Source organism: Streptomyces sp. NPDC047130 (genome assembly GCF_040643475.1).
Classification (GTDB): domain Bacteria; phylum Actinomycetota; class Actinomycetes; order Streptomycetales; family Streptomycetaceae; genus Streptomyces.
Window position 1 is genome coordinate 1 of record NZ_JBEYUK010000006.1, and the last position, 20,668, is coordinate 20,668.

The 20,668-nt window shown below is 73.1% G+C and carries 15 protein-coding genes; 8 read left to right on the plus strand and 7 right to left on the minus strand.

All coding sequences use genetic code 11. The features are described 5' to 3' along the window. The 3 genes from ABZ836_RS10550 to glgB form a co-directional block, all read left to right on the plus strand. On the plus strand, positions 1 to 285 hold a 285-nt coding region (locus ABZ836_RS10550), incomplete at its 5' end, for an alpha-glucosidase C-terminal domain-containing protein (protein ID WP_361141207.1). Positions 286 to 380: 95 nt separating this feature from the next. Beyond that, positions 381 to 1,835 carry a maltokinase gene (locus tag ABZ836_RS10555; protein ID WP_361141209.1) on the plus strand — a complete coding sequence of 485 codons (1,455 nt, stop codon included), beginning with the start codon at positions 381 to 383 and terminating at the stop codon, positions 1,833 to 1,835. 234 nt (positions 1,836 to 2,069) lie between these two features. Continuing rightward, a complete protein-coding gene (gene glgB / locus ABZ836_RS10560) occupies positions 2,070 to 4,313 on the plus strand; it encodes a 1,4-alpha-glucan branching enzyme (protein ID WP_361141469.1) in 2,244 nt (747 codons plus the stop codon). A gap of 166 nt (positions 4,314 to 4,479) precedes the next feature. Here the strand turns inward: glgB and ABZ836_RS10565 are convergent, their stop codons facing one another. Together ABZ836_RS10565 and ABZ836_RS10570 are read right to left on the minus strand one after the other, a co-directional pair. Then, on the minus strand, positions 4,480 to 6,723 hold the full coding sequence (locus tag ABZ836_RS10565; RefSeq protein ID WP_361141471.1) for an ATP-dependent DNA helicase: 2,244 nt from the start codon (positions 6,721 to 6,723) through the stop codon (positions 4,480 to 4,482). Between the two features lie 226 nt (positions 6,724 to 6,949). Next, positions 6,950 to 8,353: a cation:dicarboxylase symporter family transporter gene (locus ABZ836_RS10570; RefSeq protein ID WP_356130711.1), complete on the minus strand. Its 1,404-nt coding sequence runs from the start codon at positions 8,351 to 8,353 to the stop codon at positions 6,950 to 6,952. A 206-nt stretch (positions 8,354 to 8,559) separates the two neighbouring features. Between ABZ836_RS10570 and ABZ836_RS10575 the strand changes: the two genes are divergently transcribed. After that, on the plus strand, positions 8,560 to 9,201 hold the full coding sequence (locus ABZ836_RS10575) for a helix-turn-helix transcriptional regulator (protein ID WP_361141211.1): 642 nt from the start codon (positions 8,560 to 8,562) through the stop codon (positions 9,199 to 9,201). A 78-nt stretch (positions 9,202 to 9,279) separates the two neighbouring features. Here the strand turns inward: ABZ836_RS10575 and ABZ836_RS10580 are convergent, their stop codons facing one another. Continuing rightward, complete coding sequence (locus tag ABZ836_RS10580) at positions 9,280 to 10,305, minus strand: ATP-dependent 6-phosphofructokinase (RefSeq protein ID WP_356130707.1); 1,026 nt, start codon at positions 10,303 to 10,305, stop codon at positions 9,280 to 9,282. Between the two features lie 352 nt (positions 10,306 to 10,657). On the opposite strand from ABZ836_RS10580, the gene pta reads away from it, so the two are divergent. From pta to pyk, 3 genes are all read left to right on the plus strand, one after another. Further along, positions 10,658 to 12,769, plus strand: coding sequence for a phosphate acetyltransferase (gene pta, locus ABZ836_RS10585; protein ID WP_361141213.1), 2,112 nt, complete (start codon positions 10,658 to 10,660; stop codon positions 12,767 to 12,769). Next, a complete protein-coding gene (locus tag ABZ836_RS10590; RefSeq protein WP_361141215.1) occupies positions 12,766 to 13,995 on the plus strand; it encodes an acetate kinase in 1,230 nt (409 codons plus the stop codon). Before pta ends, ABZ836_RS10590 begins: the two co-directional genes overlap by 4 nt. A 70-nt stretch (positions 13,996 to 14,065) precedes the next feature. Beyond that, positions 14,066 to 15,496: a pyruvate kinase gene (gene pyk / locus ABZ836_RS10595; protein WP_356130701.1), complete on the plus strand. Its 1,431-nt coding sequence runs from the start codon at positions 14,066 to 14,068 to the stop codon at positions 15,494 to 15,496. A gap of 76 nt (positions 15,497 to 15,572) precedes the next feature. On the opposite strand, the gene ABZ836_RS10600 is transcribed toward pyk, so the two are convergent. From ABZ836_RS10600 to ABZ836_RS10615, 4 genes are all read right to left on the minus strand, one after another. Beyond that, positions 15,573 to 17,273, minus strand: a complete 1,701-nt coding sequence (locus tag ABZ836_RS10600) for a methylmalonyl-CoA mutase family protein (RefSeq protein ID WP_361141217.1) — start codon at positions 17,271 to 17,273, stop codon at positions 15,573 to 15,575. 90 nt (positions 17,274 to 17,363) lie between these two features. After that, on the minus strand, positions 17,364 to 17,705 hold the full coding sequence (locus ABZ836_RS10605; protein ID WP_356130698.1) for a DUF3817 domain-containing protein: 342 nt from the start codon (positions 17,703 to 17,705) through the stop codon (positions 17,364 to 17,366). 64 nt (positions 17,706 to 17,769) lie between these two features. Further along, a complete protein-coding gene (locus tag ABZ836_RS10610) occupies positions 17,770 to 18,279 on the minus strand; it encodes a MarR family transcriptional regulator (RefSeq protein WP_356130696.1) in 510 nt (169 codons plus the stop codon). 25 nt (positions 18,280 to 18,304) lie between these two features. Next, positions 18,305 to 18,928, minus strand: a complete 624-nt coding sequence (locus ABZ836_RS10615; RefSeq protein WP_361141221.1) for a TetR/AcrR family transcriptional regulator — start codon at positions 18,926 to 18,928, stop codon at positions 18,305 to 18,307. A gap of 222 nt (positions 18,929 to 19,150) precedes the next feature. On the opposite strand from ABZ836_RS10615, the gene ABZ836_RS10620 reads away from it, so the two are divergent. Continuing rightward, positions 19,151 to 20,131 (plus strand): tetratricopeptide repeat protein, encoded by a 981-nt coding sequence (locus ABZ836_RS10620; protein ID WP_356130692.1) that lies wholly within the window; start codon positions 19,151 to 19,153, stop codon positions 20,129 to 20,131. The last annotated feature ends 537 nt before the right edge of the window (positions 20,132 to 20,668 follow it).

Sequence of the window (20,668 nt, forward strand, 5' to 3'; positions counted from 1 at the left end):
AAGCAGAACCCGGCGTTCGGACTCGGCAGCTACACCGAACTCCCCTCCTCCAACCCCGCGGTGCTCGCCTTCCTCCGCGAGTACGAGGACGACACGGTGCTCTGCGTCCACAACTTCTCCCGGTTCGCCCAGCCCACCGAGCTGGACCTGAGGGAGTTCACCGACCTGCACCCGGTCGAGCTCATCGGGGGGGTGCGTTTTCCGGCCATCGGCGACCTGCCGTACCTGCTGACCCTGGCGGGCCACGGCTTCTACTGGTTCCGTCTCCGCAAGGACCTGACATAACGGGCCAGTTCCGTCGCGAGGCGGTTTCGGCCGCCTCGCGACGGGCACGCGGAAACACCCCCTCCCCCGACCGCCAGGGGAAAGGACGCGACGTCATGTCGGAAGCCTCGCCGTACGCCCCCGCCCGCGCCACCGTGCCCGGGCAGGGCCTGCCCTCCGCACTGGAACCGCTGCTGCTGGAGTGGCTGCCCCGCCGCCGTTGGTTCGCCGGCAAGGGGAGCCCGCTCACCCACCTCGGCGTGGTCGCCGAGACCGAGCTGCTGCCGCTGCCCGCCTCCGGCAACCAGCCCGGACTGCTGCACCTGCTGATCCGCGCCGGACAGGCCCCCGGGGACTGCTACCAGCTGCTCCTGGGTGTCCGCCGCACCCTGCCGCCCCATCTCGCGCCCGCCATGATCGGACACCTGCACCACGGCCCGTTCGCCGGGACCACGGTCTACGACGCGCTGCACGACCCGCGCGCCACCGGCCTGCTGCTGGAGGCGCTGCGCAGCCGCGCCCGGGTCGGCGGACTGCGCTTCGAACGAGAGACCGAGCAACCGTTCATCCTGGACGCCGCCCCCCGGCTGATCACCTCCGAACAGTCCAACTCCTCCGTCGTCTACGGCGACGCGCTGATCCTCAAGCTGCTGCGCCGGGTCACCCCCGGCGTCAACCCCGACCTCGAACTGCCCCTGGCCCTGGCCCGCGAGGGCTGCGCCCGGGTGCCCGCGCCCGTCGGCTGGCTCACCGCCGAGCTGCCGGGCGATCCGGACCCCTACGTGCTGGCCGTCCTCCAGCCCTTCCTGCGCGACGCCGACGACGGCTGGCAGCTCGCCCTGGCCCGCCTCGCCGTCGACCGCGACTTCACCGCGGAGGCCCGCGCCCTCGGCCGCGCCACCGCCGAGGTCCACCTCTCCCTCGCCCGCGCCCTGCCCACCGTCACCCTCGGGCGGGCGCAGCTCGCGCAGATGGTGGAGGGCATGTGCGAACGCCTCGACGCGGCGGTCAAGGCCGTCCCCGCCCTGGTCCCGTACGCCGACGGGCTGCGCTCCGCCTACACCGCGCTCGCCGACCTGGCCTCCGAGGGCCGCACCTGGACCGCCCAGCGGATCCACGGCGACCTCCACCTCGGGCAGTGCCTGCGCACCCCGGACGGCGAGTGGTCGCTGATCGACTTCGAGGGCGAGCCGTCCCGGCCGCTGGCCGAGCGCCGCCTGGAGCAGCCCGCGGTCCGGGACGTCGCGGGCATGCTCCGCTCCTTCGACTACGCCGCCCACGCCGGCCGTCCCTGGCCGCCGGGCTGGGCGGACTCCTGCCGGGCGGCGTTCTGCACCGGCTACGCCGAGGCCACCGGCCGCGACCCGCGCACCGACCCGGTGATGCTGCGGGCCTGCGAGACCGAGAAGGCCGTCTACGAGGTGGTCTACGAGGCCCGGCACCGGCCGGACTGGCTGCGGGTCCCGCTGGCCGCCATACAGCGCCTGTCCGCCGGGGCCGCGGGGGCAGCCGGGGCCGCGGGGGCAGGCGGGGCCGCGGGGGCAGGCGGGGCCGCGGGGGCCGTGCCGTGAGCCGCCCGCCCGGACCGCCCGTCGCGAAGCCCGCCGCGCCGCCCGCCGCACCGCCGTGATCGCGATCCGCCCCGCCCGTTGAACCGTCGTGCGTTCGTCTCCGAGGAGGCCCCTGTGGTGAAGCCCAGCCAACCGCCCGCCCGTCCGACCTCCGGCGGCCGTCCGGCGGGTGCCCGGCGGGCGGCCGCCGCCGGCCGGACACCCGCCGCCCGGCCGCCGCAGCAGCGCACCCCGGTGGACGGGCCGCCGGCCGCGGCGCCCCCGCGGCCGGCGCCCGCCGTGGTCCCCGCGCCCTGCTCCCCGGAGGACCGCGAGCGGCTGCTGTCCGGCACGCACCACGACCCGCACGCCGTGCTCGGCGCCCACCCGGTGGACGGCGGGCTGGTGGTCCGCGCGCTGCGACCGCACGCCCGCTCGGTCACCGTGGTCGCCGAGGGCCTGCGGGCCGACCTCCACGACGACGGCGACGGGTTCTTCTCCGGCCGGATCCCGCTCGCCGCCGAACGGTCCGTCCCCGCCCACCGGTTGGTGGTCGGCTACGAGGACGGCACGCACGACACCGAGGACGCCTACCGGTTCCTGCCCGCGCTCGGCGACCTCGACCTGCACCTGATCGGTGAGGGGCGCCACGAGGAGCTGTGGAAGGCCCTGGGCGCCCACCCCATGACCCACCAGGGCGTCACCGGCACCCGCTTCACCGTGTGGGCGCCCAACGCCCGCGGGGTGCGGGTGACCGGCACCTTCAACTTCTGGGACGGCACCGGCTTCCCGATGCGTTCGCTGGGCGGCACCGGCGTGTGGGAGCTGTTCGTGCCCGCGATCGGCGCGGGCGAGCTCTACAAGTTCGAGATCACCCGCCCCGACGGCTCCCGCACCCTGCGGGCCGACCCGATGGCCCGCCGCACCGAGTGCCCGCCGGACACCGCCTCGGTGATCACCACCTCCCAGTACGCGTGGGGGGACCAGGAATGGCTGGCCCGGCGCGGTGAGGTCCCGGCGCACGAGGCGCCGTTCTCCGTCTACGAGGTGCACCTGGCCTCCTGGCGGCCCGGCCTCGGCTACCGGCAGCTCGCCGAGCAGCTCCCCGCCTACGTCTCGGAGCTCGGCTTCACCCACGTCGAGTTGATGCCGGTCGCCGAGCACCCCTTCGGCGGCTCCTGGGGCTACCAGGTCACCGGCTTCTACGCCCCGACCGCGCGGCTCGGCACCCCCGACGACTTCAAGTACCTGGTCGACAGCCTCCACCGGGCCGGCATCGGCGTGATCATGGACTGGGTGCCCGCCCACTTCCCCCGCGACGCGTGGGCCCTGGCCGAGTTCGACGGCCGTCCGCTCTACGAGCACCCCGACCCGCAGCGGGCCGCCCATCCCGACTGGGGGACGCTCGAGTTCGACCTGGGGCGGCGGGAGGTCCGCAACTTCCTGGTCGCCAACGCCGTGTACTGGTGCGAGGAGTTCCACATCGACGGCCTGCGGGTGGACGCCGTCGCCTCCATGCTCTACCTCGACTACTCCCGCGAGGACGGGCAGTGGACGCCCAACGAGCGCGGGGGCCGGGAGAACCTCGACGCGGTGGCCTTCCTGCAGGAGATGAACGCCACCGTCTACCGCCGTGTGCCGGGGGTGGTGACCATCGCCGAGGAGTCCACCGCCTGGGACGGCGTCACCCGCGCCACCCACCACGTCGGCCCCTCCGGCTTCGGCGGCCTGGGCTTCGGGCTGAAGTGGAACATGGGCTGGATGCACGACTCGCTGCAGTACATGGCCCACGACCCGGTCCACCGGGCGTACCACCACGACGAGATGACGTTCTCGATGGTGTACGCGTACAGCGAGAACTACGTGCTGCCGATCTCGCACGACGAGGTGGTGCACGGCAAGCGGTCGCTGGTCTCCAAGATGCCGGGCGACTGGTGGCGGCAGCGGGCCGACCTGCGGGCCTACCTCGGCTTCATGTGGGCCCACCCCGGCAAGCAACTGCTCTTCATGGGACAGGAGTTCGCGCAGGGCGCGGAGTGGTCGGAGGCGCACGGGCCCGACTGGTGGCTGCTGGACCCGTCCTACGGGGCGGCGGCGGACCACCGGGGGGTGCGGGACCTGGTGGGCGACCTCAACGCCGTGTACCGGCGGACGCCGGCGCTGTGGCAGCGGGACGTCGCGCCGGACGGGTTCCGGTGGGTGCTGGCGGACGGGGCGGCGGACAACGTGCTGGCGTTCCTCCGCTTCGACGCGGAGGGCTCGCCGTTGCTGGCGGTGTGCAACTTCGCGCCGGTGGTGCGGGACGGGTACCGGGTGGGGGTGCCGGACGACGTGCCCGCCTGGGCGGAGGTCCTGAACACGGACGCGGAGCGGTACGGGGGGTCCGGGGTCCGGACGGTGGGCCCCCTCAAGCCGGAGCCGCAGCCGTGGCACGCCCACCCGGCCAGCCTCCGCCTCACCCTGCCCCCGCTCTCCACGGTCTGGCTGACCCCGGCCTGACCGCTGCGAACGTGACGGTCCCACGCGTACGGTGCCGTCGGCCCGGGCCGGGTGGGCGGGCGCGGGGGCCCGGCCTCCGCGGCGGGCGGCTCGCCGCACCGGGCACGAGCCGCCCGCACCGTGCGCACCTGGCCCGACCGCGGCGCCGCGGAAGGACCCGGACGGCCTACAGCGCCGCCGCCAGGGCCGCCGGCAACGGCGCCGCGTGGACCACCGCGAGCCGCTGGGTGGCACGGGTGAGCGCCACGTACAGGTCGCTGAGCCCGAACTCCGCCGGCTCGACCACCACCACGGAGTCGAACTCGAGCCCCTTCGCCCCGCGCGGGTCCACCAGCACGACCCGCCGGGTCAGGTCGGGCACCCCGGTGACCGGGACCCCCAGCGCCGCGCCGATCTCCCCGTGCAGCGTCCGCGGCGCGACCACCGCCACCCGCCCCTCCTCGGGCGTGAGCTCCCCCGTCACCGAGGCGACGACCGACGCCAACCCCCCGGCCCCACCTCCGCCCCCGCTCCCGTCGGCGGCGACGGCGAACGGCCGCACCCCCGTCTCCCGCACGGACCGAGGCGGCTCGAAGACCGGGTCCTCGGCCCGCACCACCGCCGCCGCGACCTCCATGATCTCGGCCGGGGTCCGGTAGTTGACGGACAGCCGCGTGTGCACCCACCGGTCCTCGACGTACGGCTCCAGGATGCCCGCCCAGGAGCCGACGCCTCCCGCCTCGGCCGTCTGCGCGGGGTCCCCCACCAGCGTCATCGACCGGGTGGGCGACCTCCGCATCAGCAGCCGCCACGCCATCGGCGACAGCTCCTGCGCCTCGTCCACGATGATGTGGCCGAACGCCCAGGTCCGGTCCGCCGCCGCCCGCTCGGCCGCGCTGCGGTGGTCGGCCTCCTCGTGCCGCTCGGCGAAGCGTTCCGCGTCGATGACGTCCTGCGCGCCGAGCACCTCCGCGTCCTCGTCGTCCTTGTCCTCGAACTCGTAGGTCCGCGAGGCGTAGGCGACGTCCAGCACGCCCTGCGCGTAGGCGATCCGCGCCTGCCGGTCGCGCGCCGCGCGGTCCCGCTCGGCGCGGTCGTCCTCGCCCAGCAGCTCGGCGGCCTCGTCCAGCAGCGGCACGTCCGCGACGGTCCACCCGGTGGTCACCGGCCGCCGCACCGCGTCGGCGTCCTCGGGGGACAGGTGGCCGTCCGGGTCCGCGAGGAGGCGGGCGACCAGTTGCTGCGGGGTGAGCACCGGCCACAGTTCGTCGATGACGTCCCACACGGCCGGGTTGTCCGCCAGCTCGTCGCGGATCGCGGAGACGTCGCTGTCGTCCAGCAGGTTGGTCCCGTCGTAGGGGTCGGTGCCGATCTGCTCGGCGACCAGGTCGGTGAGCGTGTTGAGGAGGTGGCCCTCGAAGTACTCGCGCGCCAGGTTGTGCGGCAGTCCGGTCGACCGCGCGCGGTCCCGGGCGACCCGCACCAGGCCCTCGTCGAGCATCACGACCTGCCGGTCGTGCTCGACGGCGAGCACCGGGTCGGGCAGCCGCTGGTGGTCGCGGACCAGCCGCTCCAGCACCTCCGCCATCTCCGCGCGCCCCTTCACCTCCGCCGCGGCCGGCGTGTCGGCCGCCGTCGCGGTGACGCCGGGGAAGAGCTCGCCGACGGTCGCCAGCAGCACCCCGGTCTCGCCCAGCGCGGGCAGCACCTCGCCGATGTAGCCGAGGAACGCCGGGTTGGGGCCGACGATCAGCACCGCGCGCCGGGCCAGCAGCTCCCGGTGCTCGTAGAGCAGGAAGGCGGCCCGGTGCAGGGCCACGGCGGTCTTGCCGGTGCCGGGGCCGCCCTCGACCACCAGCACCCCGTGGTGCGGGGCGCGGATGATGCGGTCCTGGTCGGCCTGGATGGTGCGCACGATGTCGCCCATCCGCCCGGTGCGGGCCTGGTCGAGCGCCGCCAGCAGCACCGCGTCGCCGGTGGGGTCCTCGTGGCCGGTGCGGGTGGTGTCGCCGAGGTCGAGGATCTCGTCGTGCAGGGCGGTCACCTTCCGGCCCTGGCTGGAGATGTGCCGCCGGCGGCGCAGCCCCATCGGGCTGTGACCGGTGGCCAGGTAGAACGGCCGGGCCACGTCGGCCCGCCAGTCGATCAGCAGCGGTGTGCGCTCGGCGTCGTCGGCGCGGATGCCGATCCGGCCGATGTGGTGGGTGGCGCCGTCGGTGAGGTCGATCCGGCCGAAGCAGAGCGCGCTGTCCACGGCGTCCAGCGCGGCCAGCAGACCCGAGCGTTCCGCGACCAGGATGTCGCGCTCCAGACGTGCCTGCATGGGGGTGTTCCCCTGGGCCAGTGCGTCCTTGACGGCACGGTCCGCGTCCTCGCGCAGGGCCTCGACGCGCTCGTGGAGCCCGTCGACGAATTCCTGCTCGCGCAGCAATTCGAGGTCCTGCGTTTCCCCGTTCTCCCCGTTCTCCCCGTTCTCCCCGTCGTACGAATGTGCCGTGTTTGACAATGCCACTCCCACCCGGATATACTTCGGTCAGTAGACTTGCGTCGCGAATTCATTGAAGAAGTCGCGAATGAACAAAGATAGACGACGAAATCCCCCGGGACCAATTCCCGGGGGATTTTCTGTGCGTCGGCCGGGGGAATCCCGGGGCGCGTCAGGCCTTGGCGAGGGCCTTGTCACCGTCGGCCGCCGCCGCGGGCGGGTCCGCCGGGGCGCCGTGGCCGTCGTGACCGTCGAGCAGGGTGCGCTCGTCGAAGGGCAGCTCGCCGGCGAGGACGCTGCGGACCCGGTCCTTGTCGACCTCCTTGGTCCAGGTGCCGATCAGCAGCGTGGCCACCGCGTTGCCCGCGAAGTTGGTCAGCGCGCGGGCCTCGCTCATGAAGCGGTCGATGCCGACGATCATGCCGACGCCGTCCACCAGCTCGGGCTTGTGCGACTGCAGCGCGCCGGCCAGCGTGGCCAGGCCCGCGCCGGTCACCCCGGCGGCGCCCTTGGAGGCGACCATCATGAAGAGCAGCAGCGTGATCTGCTGGCCGACCGTCATCGGGTCGCCCATGGCCTCGGCGATGAACAGCGACGCCATGGTCAGGTAGATCATGGTGCCGTCGAGGTTGAAGGAGTAGCCGGTCGGCACGGTGATGCCGACGACCGGGCGGCTGACGCCCAGGTGCTCCATCTTGGCGATCAGCCGCGGCAGGGCCGACTCGGAGGAGGAGGTCGAGAAGATGAGCAGGAATTCGCGGCCGAGGTACTTCAGCAGGCTGAACAGATTGACCTTGGCGACGATTCTCACCAGCGCGCCCAGCACCACCACGACGAACAGCGCGCAGGTGACGTAGAAACCGATCATGATGGCGGCCAGCGCCTTGAGGGCGTCCACGCCGGTCTCGCCGACCACCGCGGCGATCGCGCCGAAGGCGCCCACCGGAGCCGCCCACATGATCATGGCGAGGATGCGGAAGACCAGCCGCTGGATGTGCTCGACACCGCGCAGGATCGGCTCCCCCGCGCCGCCCATCGTCTGCAGCGCGAAGCCGGCGAGCAGGGCGACCAGCAGGGTCTGCAGGACGACGCCCTCGGTGAAGGCGGAGACCAGCGTGGTGGGGATGATGCCGAGCAGGAAGTCGGTCATCGTGGTCTCCGAGCCGGCCGCGGCCTGCTCCTGGCCGATGCCCTTGGCGGCCTCGGTGAGCTCCACGCTGCCGCCCGGGTGGACGACGTTGCCGACGACCAGGCCGATGGCCAGCGCGACGAAGGACATCGTCACGAAGTAGCCGAGGGCGAGGCCGCCCACCTTGCCGACCTTGGCCGCCTTCCGCACCGAGCCGATGCCCAGGACGATGGTGCAGAAGATGATCGGGGAGATCATCATCTTGATCAGCCCGACGAAGGCGGTGCCTATCGGCTTGAGCTCCACGGCGACGTCGGGGGCGACGAGCCCGAGGGTGATGCCGAGCACCACCGCGATCACGACCGCGATGTAGAGGTAATGCGTGCGGTCCCGTCGGGGTTTCTCGGCCGTGCCGGCCGAGCCCTGGGCGGGCGGCGTGCTGGTCATGGAAAAGCCTCCTGGACAACCGTGTGGGGGAAAAGCGTCCGACGATGCTTGCACATGACACGTAGCGCCGGACGGTCACCCAAGGTGGCGCAGGACCGGCTCGCGCGGCCAGCCCCCCTGTCCATGACGAGACAGATCCTTACCGGAAGTAATCAGATATGAGCAACGGGTCGTGAGGTGATCCGCCCGCTCCTAGCGTGTGCAGGGTGCACAGATCTTCCGCCGCCTCCTTCGACGCCGCCGCCGCGCACCGCATCCGCACCGCTCTCGGGCTCGGTCCCGAGGAGGTCGCCCACGGCATGCGCACCGCCTTCGGGCTCGGTCATGTGACGCCCGAGCTGGTCACCGCCTGGGAGCGCGGTGAAGTCCCGCCTGGGCGCGAGGAGTTGACCGGGCTCGCCGGAATGCTCTGGTGCTCCCCCGCCGATCTGGCCGGCCGGCCGCGCACCCTGCGCGAGCACCGGCTCGCCCGCGGCCTCACCCCGGAGGAGGTGGCGTCGGCGATCGGGCTGGACGTCCTCGCCTACCTCCGCATGGAGCAGGAGAACGTCTGGCGGGGCGGGGACCGGCCGACCCAGTCGCTGCGCGCGCTGTTCCGGCTCGACCAGGCCGACCTGGTCGGCATCTGCGGTCGCCACGCGAAACTCTCACTCCTGCTCCGCGAGACCTTCACGGAACGCGGCACGGGGCCCGCCCGGGCGGTGGCCCGCACCGCCTCGCTGGACCGCCGGGTCGTCGACGTGGCCCTGCGGCGGCTGCGCGCCGGGCACACCGCCGCGCCGGACCCGGAGGCCTTCGCCGCGCGGGCGGTGGACCACTTCTGGGAAGCGGTCCGGGCGAGCGCCTAGCGAAGGGCCGCGGCCCGGGAGGGGCGCGGCCCGGGAGGGGCGCGGCCCGGGAGGGGCGCGGCCCGGGCGGCCGGCCGGTCAGAAGACCGACTCGGCCTCCTCCATCCGGCTCGCGGGCACGTGCTTCAGCGCGGCGGTGGCCTCCGCCAGGGGGACCATCACGATCTCGGTGCCGCGCAGGGAGGTCATCATGCCGGACACCCCGCGGTGCGCCGCCTCCACGGCGTGCCAGCCGAACCGGGTGGCCAGCACCCGGTCGTAGGCGGTGGGGGTGCCGCCGCGCTGGACGTGGCCGAGGATCACCGGCCGCGCCTCCTTGCCCAGGCGCCGCTCCAGCTCGCGGGCGAGGGCGGTGCCGATGCCCTGGAACCGCTCGTGGCCGTACTGGTCGATCTCGCCCTTGCGGTAGTCCATGCTCCCCTCGGCGGGGTGGGCGCCCTCGGCGACGCAGATCACCGCGAACTTCTTGCCCCGGGCGAACCGCGCCTCGACCATCTCCACCAGGTCGGCCGGGTCGAACGGGCGCTCCGGCAGGCAGATGCCGTGGGCGCCGGCGGCCATGCCGGACTCGAGCGCGATCCAGCCCGCGTGACGGCCCATCACCTCGACGACCATCACCCGCTGGTGGGACTCCGCGGTCGTCTTCAGCCGGTCCATCGCCTCGGTCGCGACCGTCACGGCCGTGTCGAAGCCGAAGGTGCGGTCGGTGGAGGAGATGTCGTTGTCGATGGTCTTCGGCACGCCGACGATGGGCATGCCCGCCTCGGCCAGCATGCTGGCGGCGGTGAGGGTGCCCTCGCCGCCGATCGGGATCAGCACGTCGATGCCGAACCGGTTGGCGGTCTCGCGGACCTCGCGGCAGGCCTCCTGCAGCCGGGCCCTGGGCAGCCGGGAGGAGCCCAGTATCGTCCCGCCGCGGGCCAGGATGCCGCTGACCGCGTCCAGGTCGAGGTTGCGGTAACGCCCGTCCAGCAGCCCTTCGTAGCCGTCCTCGAAGCCGATGACCTCGTCGTCGTACTGGGAGATGGCGCGGTGCACCACGGAACGGATCACCGCGTTGAGGCCGGGGCAGTCGCCGCCGGCGGTAAGAACTCCGATGCGCATGCCGCTCCCGCGTCTCGCCGGTTCCGCCGTACCCGATTCTTCCACGCGGCCCGCGAGTACCCGCCGCCACGACGCGTATCCCTCGCCCCCGCTTCGGCGGACCGCCGCCGCGGCCCCGCACCGTCCTCCCCCTCCCACCGGCCCCACCCGCCTCCCCCCGGCCCGGCCCGACCTGGCCAGCCCGGCCCGACCTGGCCAGCCCGGCCCGGCCCGGCCCCCGGATCCATCCCCCGCCCGGCGTAGGCGGGCCCACCCCCGGCCCCCCGGCGGGGGACGATGTTTGACAGGCTGGCCCAGAGGCACCGGAACCGGAACCGGAGCCAGGCGCCAACCGCACAGGAACGGAGACCGCGTGACGCGCAGCGTGTACGTGACCGGCATCGACCGGGGGGACGGCCGCCAGGTCGTGGACCTGGGGGTGATGGAACTCCTCACCCGCCAGGTCGACCGCGTCGGCGTCTTCCGCCCCCTCGTCCACGACGGCCCCGACCGCCTCTTCGAACTGCTGCGCGCCCGCTACCGGCTGGGCCAGGACCCGGCCACCGCCTTCGGCATGTCCTACGAGGAGGCGTCCACGCTCCAGGCGGAACGCGGCATGGACGAACTCGTCGCCGCCCTGGTCACCCGGTTCCACGCCGTCGCGGAGGCGTACGAGGTCGTGCTGGTCCTCGGCACCGATTTCGCCGCCGAGAACATCCCCGACGAGCTGGCGCTCAACGCGCGGCTGGCCAACGAGTTCGGCGCCTCGGTGATCGGCGTGGTGGGCGGCCGGGGCCACCCGGCCGAGGCGGTGGCGGCGGAGGTCCGCAACGCCTCCCGCGCCTACCGGGACCTCGGCTGCGACGTGGTCGCCATGATCGCCAACCGGGTGACCCCGGAGGACCGCGACGCCGTGGCGGCCCTGCTCGACGCCCGGCTCGGCCTGCCCGGCTACGTGATCCCCGACGAGCCCGCCCTGGCCGCCCCCACCGTGGGGCAGATCGTGCAGACCCTGGACGCCGAGGTGCTGCTCGGCGACGCGGCGGGCCTCGCCCGCGACGCGCTCGGCTTCGTCTTCGGCGGCGCCACCCTGCCCAACCTGCTCAAGGCCCTCACCCCCGGCTGTCTGATCATCGCCCCCGGCGACCGCGCCGACCTGGTGATGGGCGCGCTGGCCGCGCACAGCGCCGGTTCCCCGCCCATCGCCGGCGTGCTGCTCACCCTCGGCATGCACCCGGACCCGGACCTGATGGCGCTGGCCGCCCGCCTCGCCCCCGGCACGCCCGTGCTCTCCGTGCGGGAGAACAGCTTCCCCACCGCGGCGCGGCTCTTCACGCTGGAGGGCCGTCTCAACGCCGCGACCCCGCGCAAGGCGGAGACGGCGCTGGGCCTCTTCGAGCGTCACGTCGACATCGGCCGACTGCGTTCGCTGGTCTCCGCTCCCAGCAGCGGCCGGGTCACGCCGATGATGTTCGAGCACAACCTGATCGAGCGCGCCCGCGCCGACAAGCGCCGCGTGGTGCTGCCGGAGGGCACCGAGGAGCGGGTGCTGCGCGCCGCCGAGGTGCTGCTGCGCCGCGGGGTGTGCGAGCTGACCCTGCTGGGACCGGCCGAGCGGATCCGCCGGAAGGCCGCCGACCTGGGCCTGGACATCGCCGACGCCGAGCTGGTCGACCCGGAGACGTCGGAGCTGCGCGAGTCCTTCGCGCACCGGTACGCCGGGCTGCGGGCCCACAAGGGCGTCGACGTGGACCTGGCCCGTGACGTGGTCGCCGACGTCAACTACTTCGGCACCCTGATGGTGCTGGACGGTTTCGCCGACGGCATGGTCTCCGGCTCGGCGCACTCCACCGCGGCGACCATCCGCCCCGCCTTCGAGGTGGTCAAGACCCGCCCCGACGCGGACCTGGTCTCCTCGGTCTTCTTCATGTGCCTGGCCGACCGGGTGCTGGTCTACGGCGACTGCGCGGTCAACCCGGACCCGGACGCGCAGCAGCTCGCCGACATCGCCGTGCAGTCGGCGGAGACCGCCGCCCAGTTCGGTGTGGAGCCGAGGATCGCGATGCTGTCGTACTCGACGGGCGCCTCCGGCTCCGGCGCGGACGTGGAGAAGGTCCGCCGGGCCACCGAGATCCTCCGCGAGCGCCGCCCCGACCTGCCCGTCGAGGGGCCGATCCAGTACGACGCCGCCGTGGAGCCCACGGTGGCGGCGACCAAGCTGCCCGGTTCGCCCGTCGCGGGCCAGGCCACGGTGCTGGTCTTCCCGGACCTCAACACGGGCAACAACACCTACAAGGCGGTCCAGCGCTCGGCCGGCGCGATCGCCGTCGGCCCGGTGCTCCAGGGCCTGCGCAAGCCGGTCAACGACCTCTCGCGGGGCGCCCTGGTGCAGGACATCGTGAACACCGTCGCGATCACGGCCGTCCAGGCGCAGCAGCCCGCCGCCCTCGACGCCGACCACCCGCGGAAGGGGAGCCGCTCATGACCGCCACCCGTGTCCTCGTCCTCAACACCGGTTCCTCCTCGGTGAAGTACCAGCTCCTGGACATGTCCGACCGGAGCCGCCTGGCGGTCGGGCTGGTCGAGCGGATCGGGGAGCGGAACGGCCGGATCAGGCACACGCTGGTGCACGGCCCCGACGGCAGCGCGCGTACCCGCGAAAGCACCGGGCCGGTGCCGGACCACGGGGCCGCGCTGGAGGCGGTCGCCGAGGAACTGTCGCGGGACGGGCTGGGGCTGGACTCCCCGGACCTGGCCGCCATCGGCCACCGCGTGGTGCACGGCGGCAAGCGCTTCACCGAGCCCACGCTGATCGACACCGCGGTGGTCGACGAGATCGAGCGGCTCTCCCCGGTGGCCCCGCTGCACAACCCGGCCAACCTGACCGGCATCCGCACCGCCCAGAAGCTGCGGCCGGACCTGCCCCAGGTGGCGGTATTCGACACCGCCTTCCACGCCACCATGCCGGAGGCCGCGGCCCGTTACGCCATCGACGTGGAGACGGCGGACCGCCACCGGGTGCGCCGATACGGCTTCCACGGCACCTCGCACGCCTTCGTCTCGCGCGCCGCGGCCGAACTGCTCGGCAGGGAGCCGTCCGAGGTCAACGTGATCGTGCTGCACCTGGGCAACGGCGCCTCGGCGTCGGCGGTGCGCGGCGGGCGGTGCGTGGAGACGTCGATGGGGCTCACCCCGCTCGAGGGCCTGGTGATGGGCACCCGGTCCGGGGACCTGGACCCGGCGGTGGTCTTCCACCTGATGCGGGTGGGCGGCATGACGGCCGACGAGGTCGACGAGCTGCTGAACAAGAGGTCCGGGCTGGTCGGGCTCTGCGGCGACAACGACATGCGGGAGATCCGCCGCCGGGTCGACGAGGGCGACGGGGCCGCGGCCCTGGCCTTCGACATCTACGTGCACCGGCTGCGCAAGTACATCGGGGCCTACTACGCGGTACTCGGGACCGTGGACGTGGTCGCCTTCACCGCCGGCGTGGGCGAGAACTCCGCCCCGGTGCGGGCCGCCGCCCTGGCCGGACTCGAGGGGCTGGGCCTCGCGGTGGACGAGGAACTGAACCGGGCCCGCGGCGACGGCCCCCGGCTGATCTCGCCGCCGGGCGCACCGGTCGCGGTCGCCGTGGTGCCCACGGACGAGGAGCTGGAGATCGCGGCCCGGACCTACGAACTGGTGACGGGCGTCCGGCAGACCCTGTGAGAGCGGGTGCGGCCGCAAGCTACCACCGGGTATTTATTCCGCTGCGAAACAAACGGATAGGATTCCTTCCATGCGCCGTTCCAAGATCGTCTGTACTCTCGGCCCCGCGGTCGACTCCCACGAACAACTGGTCGCGCTGATCGAAGCGGGGATGAACGTCGCCCGCTTCAACTTCAGCCATGGCACCCATGCGGAACATCAGGGCCGCTACGACAGGGTGCGCGCAGCATCCCAGGAGACGGGCCGCCCGGTGGGCGTCCTGGCCGACCTCCAGGGCCCGAAGATCCGGCTGGAGACCTTCGCCGAAGGCCCGGTGGAGCTGGTGCGGGGTGACGAGTTCACCATCACCACCGAGGACGTGCCGGGCGACAGGTCGATCTGCGGCACCACCTACAAGGGCCTGCCCGGCGACGTGAACCGCGGCGACCAGATCCTGATCAACGACGGCAACGTCGAGCTCAAGGTCCTGGACGTCGAGGGCCCGCGGGTGCGGACCATCGTGATCGAGGGCGGGGTGATCTCCGACCACAAGGGCATCAACCTGCCGGGCGCGGCGGTGAACGTGCCGGCGCTCTCCGAGAAGGACGTCGAGGACCTGCGGTTCGCGCTGCGGATGGGCTGCGACCTGGTCGCCCTCTCCTTCGTGCGGGACGCCGACGACGTGCGCGACGTCCACAAGGTGATGGACGAGGAGGGCCGCCGGGTCCCGGTCGTCGCCAAGGTGGAGAAGCCGCAGGCGGTGGAGAACATGGAGGCCGTGGTGGCGGCCTTCGACGGTGTGATGGTGGCCCGCGGCGACCTGGCCGTCGAGTACCCGCTGGAGAAGGTCCCGATGGTGCAGAAGCGCCTGGTGGAGCTCTGCCGCCGCAACGCCAAGCCGGTGATCGTGGCGACCCAGATGATGGAGTCGATGATCACCAACTCCCGTCCGACCCGCGCCGAGGCCTCCGATGTGGCCAACGCGATCCTGGACGGCGCCGACGCGGTGATGCTCTCCGCCGAGTCGAGCGTGGGCGCGTACCCGATCGAGACGGTGCGGACGATGTCCCGGATCGTCCAGGCGGCCGAGGAGGAGCTGCTCGCCAAGGGCCTGCAGCCGCTGGTGCCCGGCAAGAAGCCGCGCACCCAGGGCGGTTCGGTGGCCCGGGCGGCCGCCGAGATCGCCGACTTCCTCGGCGGCAAGGGCCTGGTCGCCTTCACCAAGTCGGGCGACACGGCCCGCCGCCTGTCCCGCTACCGGGCGGCGCAGCCGATCCTCGCCTTCACCACCGAGGAGTCCACCCGCAACCAGCTCTGCCTGAGCTGGGGCGTGGAGCCGCACGTGGTGCCGTTCGTCAACAGCACCGACGAGATGGTCGAGCTGGTCGACCGGGAGCTGCTGCGGCTCAACCGCTTCGTCTCCGGCGACACCATGGTGATCACGGCCGGTTCGCCCCCCGGCGTTCCCGGCACCACCAACATGGTCCGGGTGCACCACCTGGGCTCCGAGGGCGCGAACTGACCCCGCTCCCCCGCCGCCCGTCCGCCGACGCCCCCGCCGCCCTCTCCGGGCCGCGGGGGCGTCGGCGCCGTGCGGGTCAGAAGCCCGCCGGCTCCGTGTAGACGCCCCACTCGTCGCGGAGCACGTCGCAGATCTCGCCCAGCGTGGCCTCGACGCGGACCGCCTCGACCATCGGCTCGATCATGTTGGCCCCGGAGCGCGCCGCGGCCAGCATCGCGTCCAGCGCCGAGCGCACGGCCGCCTCGTCGCGGGAGGCGCGCCGCTCGGTGAGCGCGCGCACCTGCTCGCGCTCCACCTCGTGGCTGACCCGCAGGATCTCCAGGTCGCCGGTGACCGAGCCGGTGTGGGCGTTGACGCCGACGACCCTCTTCTCGCCCTTCTCCAGCGACTGCTGGTAGCGGAAGGCCGCCTCGGCGATCTCGCCGGTGAACCAGCCGTCCTCGATGCCGCGCAGGATGCCGGAGGTGATCGGGCCGATCGGGTGGTTGCCGTCCGGGTGGGCCCGCAGGCCGCGTTCTCTTATCTGCTCGAAGATCTTCTCGGCGTCCGCCTCGATACGGTCGGTGAGCTGCTCCACGTACCAGGAGCCGCCCAGCGGGTCGGCCACGTTGGCGACGCCGGTCTCCTCCATCAGCACCTGCTGGGTGCGCAGGGCGATCTCGGCCGCCTGCTCGCTGGGCAGCGCCAGGGTCTCGTCGAGGGCGTTGGTGTGCAGCGAGTTGGTGCCGCCGAGGACCGCGGCCAGGGCCTCGACGGCCGTGCGGACCACGTTGTTGTACGGCTGCTGCGCGGTGAGCGAGACGCCGGCGGTCTGGGTGTGGAACCGCAGCCACTGGGCCTTCTCGGTCTTCGCCCCGTACACGTCGCGCATCCAGCGGGCCCAGATGCGGCGGGCGGCGCGGAACTTCGCGATCTCCTCGAAGAAGTCCACGTGCGCGTCGAAGAAGAAGCTGAGGCCGGGCGCGAACACGTCCACGTCCAGGCCGCGGCTGAGGCCCAGCTCGACGTAGCCGAAGCCGTCGGCCAGGGTGTACGCCAGTTCCTGCGCGGCCGTGGAACCGGCCTCGCGGATGTGGTAGCCGGAGACGGAGAGCGGCTTGTAGGCCGGGATCCGCTCGGCGCAGTACTCCATCAGGTCGCCGATCAGGCGCAGGTGGGGCTCGGGCTCGAAGAGCCACTCCTTCTGCGCGATGTACTCCTTGAAGATGTCCGTCTGCAGCGTGCCGTTGAGCACCGACGGGTCGACGCCCTGGCGCTCGGCGGCCACCAGGTACATGCAGAAGACCGGGACGGCCGGGCCGCTGATGGTCATCGAGGTGGTGACGTCGCCCAGCGGGATGTCCCGGAAGAGGACCTCCATGTCGGCGGCGGAGTCGATGGCGACGCCGCAGTGGCCCACCTCGCCCAGCGAGCGGGCGTCGTCGGAGTCCCGGCCCATCAGGGTCGGCATGTCGAACGCCACGGACAGGCCCCCGCCGCCGTTGGCGAGGATCATCTTGTAGCGCTCGTTGGTCTGCTCGGCGTTGCCGAAGCCGGCGAACTGGCGGATGGTCCAGGTGCGGCCCCGGTAGCCGGTCGGATGAAGGCCGCGGGTGAAGGGGAACTCGCCCGGCCAGCCGATCCGCTCGAAGCCCTGGTAGACGTCCCCCGGGCGCGGTCCGTAGACCGGCTCGACGGAGTCCCCGGAGAGCGTGGTGAAGTCCGCGTCCCGCTTGCGTGCGGCGTCGTACCGGGCCTGCCAGCGACGGCGGCCCTCCTCGATGGCGTCAGCGTCCATACCTACAAGTTACTTGGACGTCCTAGTAAATGTCGACGCACAGGGCCGCGCCCGGGTGAGCGCGGCCCGACGGAGGGGGGTCCGGCGCGGTCAGACCTTGGCGGGCGCCGGGGCGCCGGCGTCGGTGATCCGCGGCTCCAGCTCCTTGGCGATCTTCCGCTCCACGAAGAAGGCGGCGGTGGGGACGGTGCCCGCGAGCAGGACCCAGAGCTGCTTGCCCACCGGCCACTTCGCCTTGGAGCCCAGGTCGAAGGCGAAGATCAGGTACACCACGTACAGCCAGCCGTGGGCGAGGCTCACCACGTGGGTGAAGCCGTCGGCGCCGTCGATCTTCAGCAGGTACTTGGCGATCATGCCGATGCAGAGCAGGATCAGCAGCACACCCGTGATGTAGGCCATCGCGCGGTAACGGGTCAGCACGGCTTTCTTCATGCCTACGAGAGTAACGGCGGATTTTGCGCGATCTTGACCCACCCCCCGTCCGGAGGGCGGACGGTCAGGCGTCCTCGAAGTCCCCGGCCGCCACCCGCAGCGGCCGCAGCAGCGCGAAGATCTCGCCGCACTCCTCGTCGTCGTACACGCCCAGCCCGAAGTCCATGGCCATCAGGTCGCGGGTGGCCGCCTCGACCACCTCGCGGCCCTTGTCGGTGATGCCCGCCAGGGTGCCGCGGCCGTCGTCGGGGTTGGGGCGCTTGGACACCAGTCCGGAGCGGACCAGGCGGTCCACCGTGTTGGTCACCGAGGTCGGGTGGACCATCAGCCGCTCGCCGATCTTGGACATCGGCAGCTCCCCGCTCCTGGAGAAGGTGAGCAGCACCAGCGCCTCGTACCGCGCGAAGGTCAGCCCGTAGGGCTTGACGACGGCGTCCACCTCGGCCAGCAGGATCTGGTGGGCGCGCATGATCGAGGTGATGGCGCCCATCGAGGGCACACCGCCCCACCGCTGCGTCCACAGTTCGTCGGCGCGCGCGATGGGGTCGAAGGCAAGACTGAGCGGCTTCGGCACGGGGCCGACGATACCCGCAGGTACGTCACGGGGAGGGCGGGGTGGCCAGGCCCGCGAGCAGCAGGGCGGTGAAGTCGCGCGCCCAGGGCCCGTCCACCGGACCGGCGCTCACCAGGCCGCGGTGCACCACGGCCCCGGCCACCACGTCGAAGATCAGGTCGACGGAGCGCTCGGCCGCCCGCGGGTCCGGGTCCGGCGGCAGTTCGCCGCGCCGCTGGGCCCGGCTCCTGCCCTCCCGGACCAGCCGTTTCTGCCGTTCCACGACCGAGGTGCGGATCCGCTCGCGCAGCGACGCGTCGAGGGTCGACTCGGCGACCACCGCCATCAGCCCGCTGCGCGCCTCCGGCCGGGCCAGGATCTCCGCGAACTGCAGGACCACGCCCTCGATGTCGGCGGCCAGGCTGCCCCGGTCGGGGAGCTCCAGCTCGTCGAAGAGCTCGGCCACCGCGTCCACGACCAGCTCGTTCTTGCCGGGCCAGCGGCGGTAGAGGGTGGTCTTGGCGACGCCGGCCCGCAGGGCCACGTCGCCCAGGGTGAGCCGGGACCAGCCGAGCTCCACCAGCGCCTCGCGGGTGGCGGCGAGGATCGCGGCGTCGGCCGCGGCGCTGCGGGGCCGGCCGGTACGGGACGCGGGGCTACGGCTGGACATGGCACACGACCCTACGACCGTGAGGCAGATCACGACGGGTGCGATGGGCGTCCGGCCACCGAATCGTTACGCTACGACTCGTAGCGAAACCGGGTCCGCCCGGTGGGCGACAACCACGTCAGGCGCCAGGTGGGGACCCGGTGCCGAACACCAGGGCGATGCGCCCGACCGCCGACGGCGAACGGTTACCGCCGGGGCACGCCCTCGGGGGAGGATAGGCGCATGCAGCCACGGAACATGTCCATGAGCGGAGTCGTCGACCTCGCCGCCGTCAAGGCGGCCCAGGAGGCCAAGGCCAAGGCGGAGCAGGCGCGCGCCCAGGCCGCCCGCCAGGGCGGGGGCGGAGCCGTCTCCCCCGCCGACCTCGTATACGACGTCGACGAGGCCGCCTTCGAGCGCGACGTCCTGCAGAAGTCCACCGAGGTGCCCGTCGTCCTCGACTTCTGGGCCGAGTGGTGCCAGCCGTGCAAGCAGCTCAGCCCGGTGCTGGAGCGGCTGGCCGTCGAGTACAACGGCCGGTTCGTGCTGGCCAAGGTGGACGTCGACGCCAACCAGATGCTGATGCAGCAGTTCGGGATCCAGGGCATCCCGGCGGTCTTCGCGGTGGTCGCCGGCCAGGCGCTGCCGCTCTTCCAGGGGGCGGCCCCCGAGACCCAGATCCGCGAGACCCTCGACCAGCTGATCGCGGTCGGCGAGCAGCGGTTCGGCCTGACCGGCCTGACCGTCGACCCGGAGGCCGAGCCGGGCGGCGGCCCGACCGGCGCCGCGGCGGCGACGCCGCAGGGCCCGCACGACGCCGCCCTGGAGGCGGCGGCCTCGGCGCTGGACGCCGGGGACCTGGGCGGCGCGATCCGCGCCTACGAGAACGTGCTCTCCGACGACCCGGGCAACGAGGAGGCCAAGCTGGGCGTGGCCCAGGCGCGGCTGCTCGAGCGCGTCCAGCACATGGACCCGCAGAAGGTGCGGCGCGAGGCCGCCGAGAAGCCGGCCGACCCGGCGGCCCAGATCGCCGCGGCCGACCTGGACATGGTGGGCGGTCACGTCGCGGACGCCTTCGGCCGGTTGACGGAGGCCGTGCGGCGGACCGCCGGTGAGGACCGGGAGGCCCTGCGCCTGCGGCTGCTGGAGCTGTTCGAGGTCGTCGGCGGCGAGGACCCGCGGGTGGTGGCCGCGCGGCGCGCGCTGGCGCGCGCCCTCTTCTAGCCGCGGACCCGAAGGGCGGTGCCGGAGCCTGTCCGGCACCGCCCTTCGGCGTTTCGGCGGCCGGAACGCGGGGAAAACATGGCGCCGCCGTGAAGGAGTCCGCTCCAGCGGCGCGTTGCGGCCACGCTTTACCAAATCTTGGGACACCTTCCAGGGGTTACTGGCAGTAAAGGCCTGCCTGCGATGCGCCCGAGTCCGCTGCGATTCACCCCCTTTTGCCCCGACTTGGCGGGCAACCCTGCGTCGCGGAGCCCGACGGGACGGGCGATCTCCGGCCATCCCGCCGTTACCAGCGGGTAACGAGACCCCTTGCGGGGGCGCGCAGAATGCACAACGATCGGCGACGCTCGGTCCTGTTCCGTACGCCCGCCATCCAACGGGCGCACGGGCACCAGGGTCCCCACCGGGCAGGGGCGGTGTCACCGTGACGCCGCGCCTAGGACAGGGGGGTCTTCGCCCGGTGCGGAGCCTGTCCGAAAAGGTCGCACGGGATCACCTGTCCGGTGCGGCCAGTGGTTGTCGCTCGGGGGTGATCGC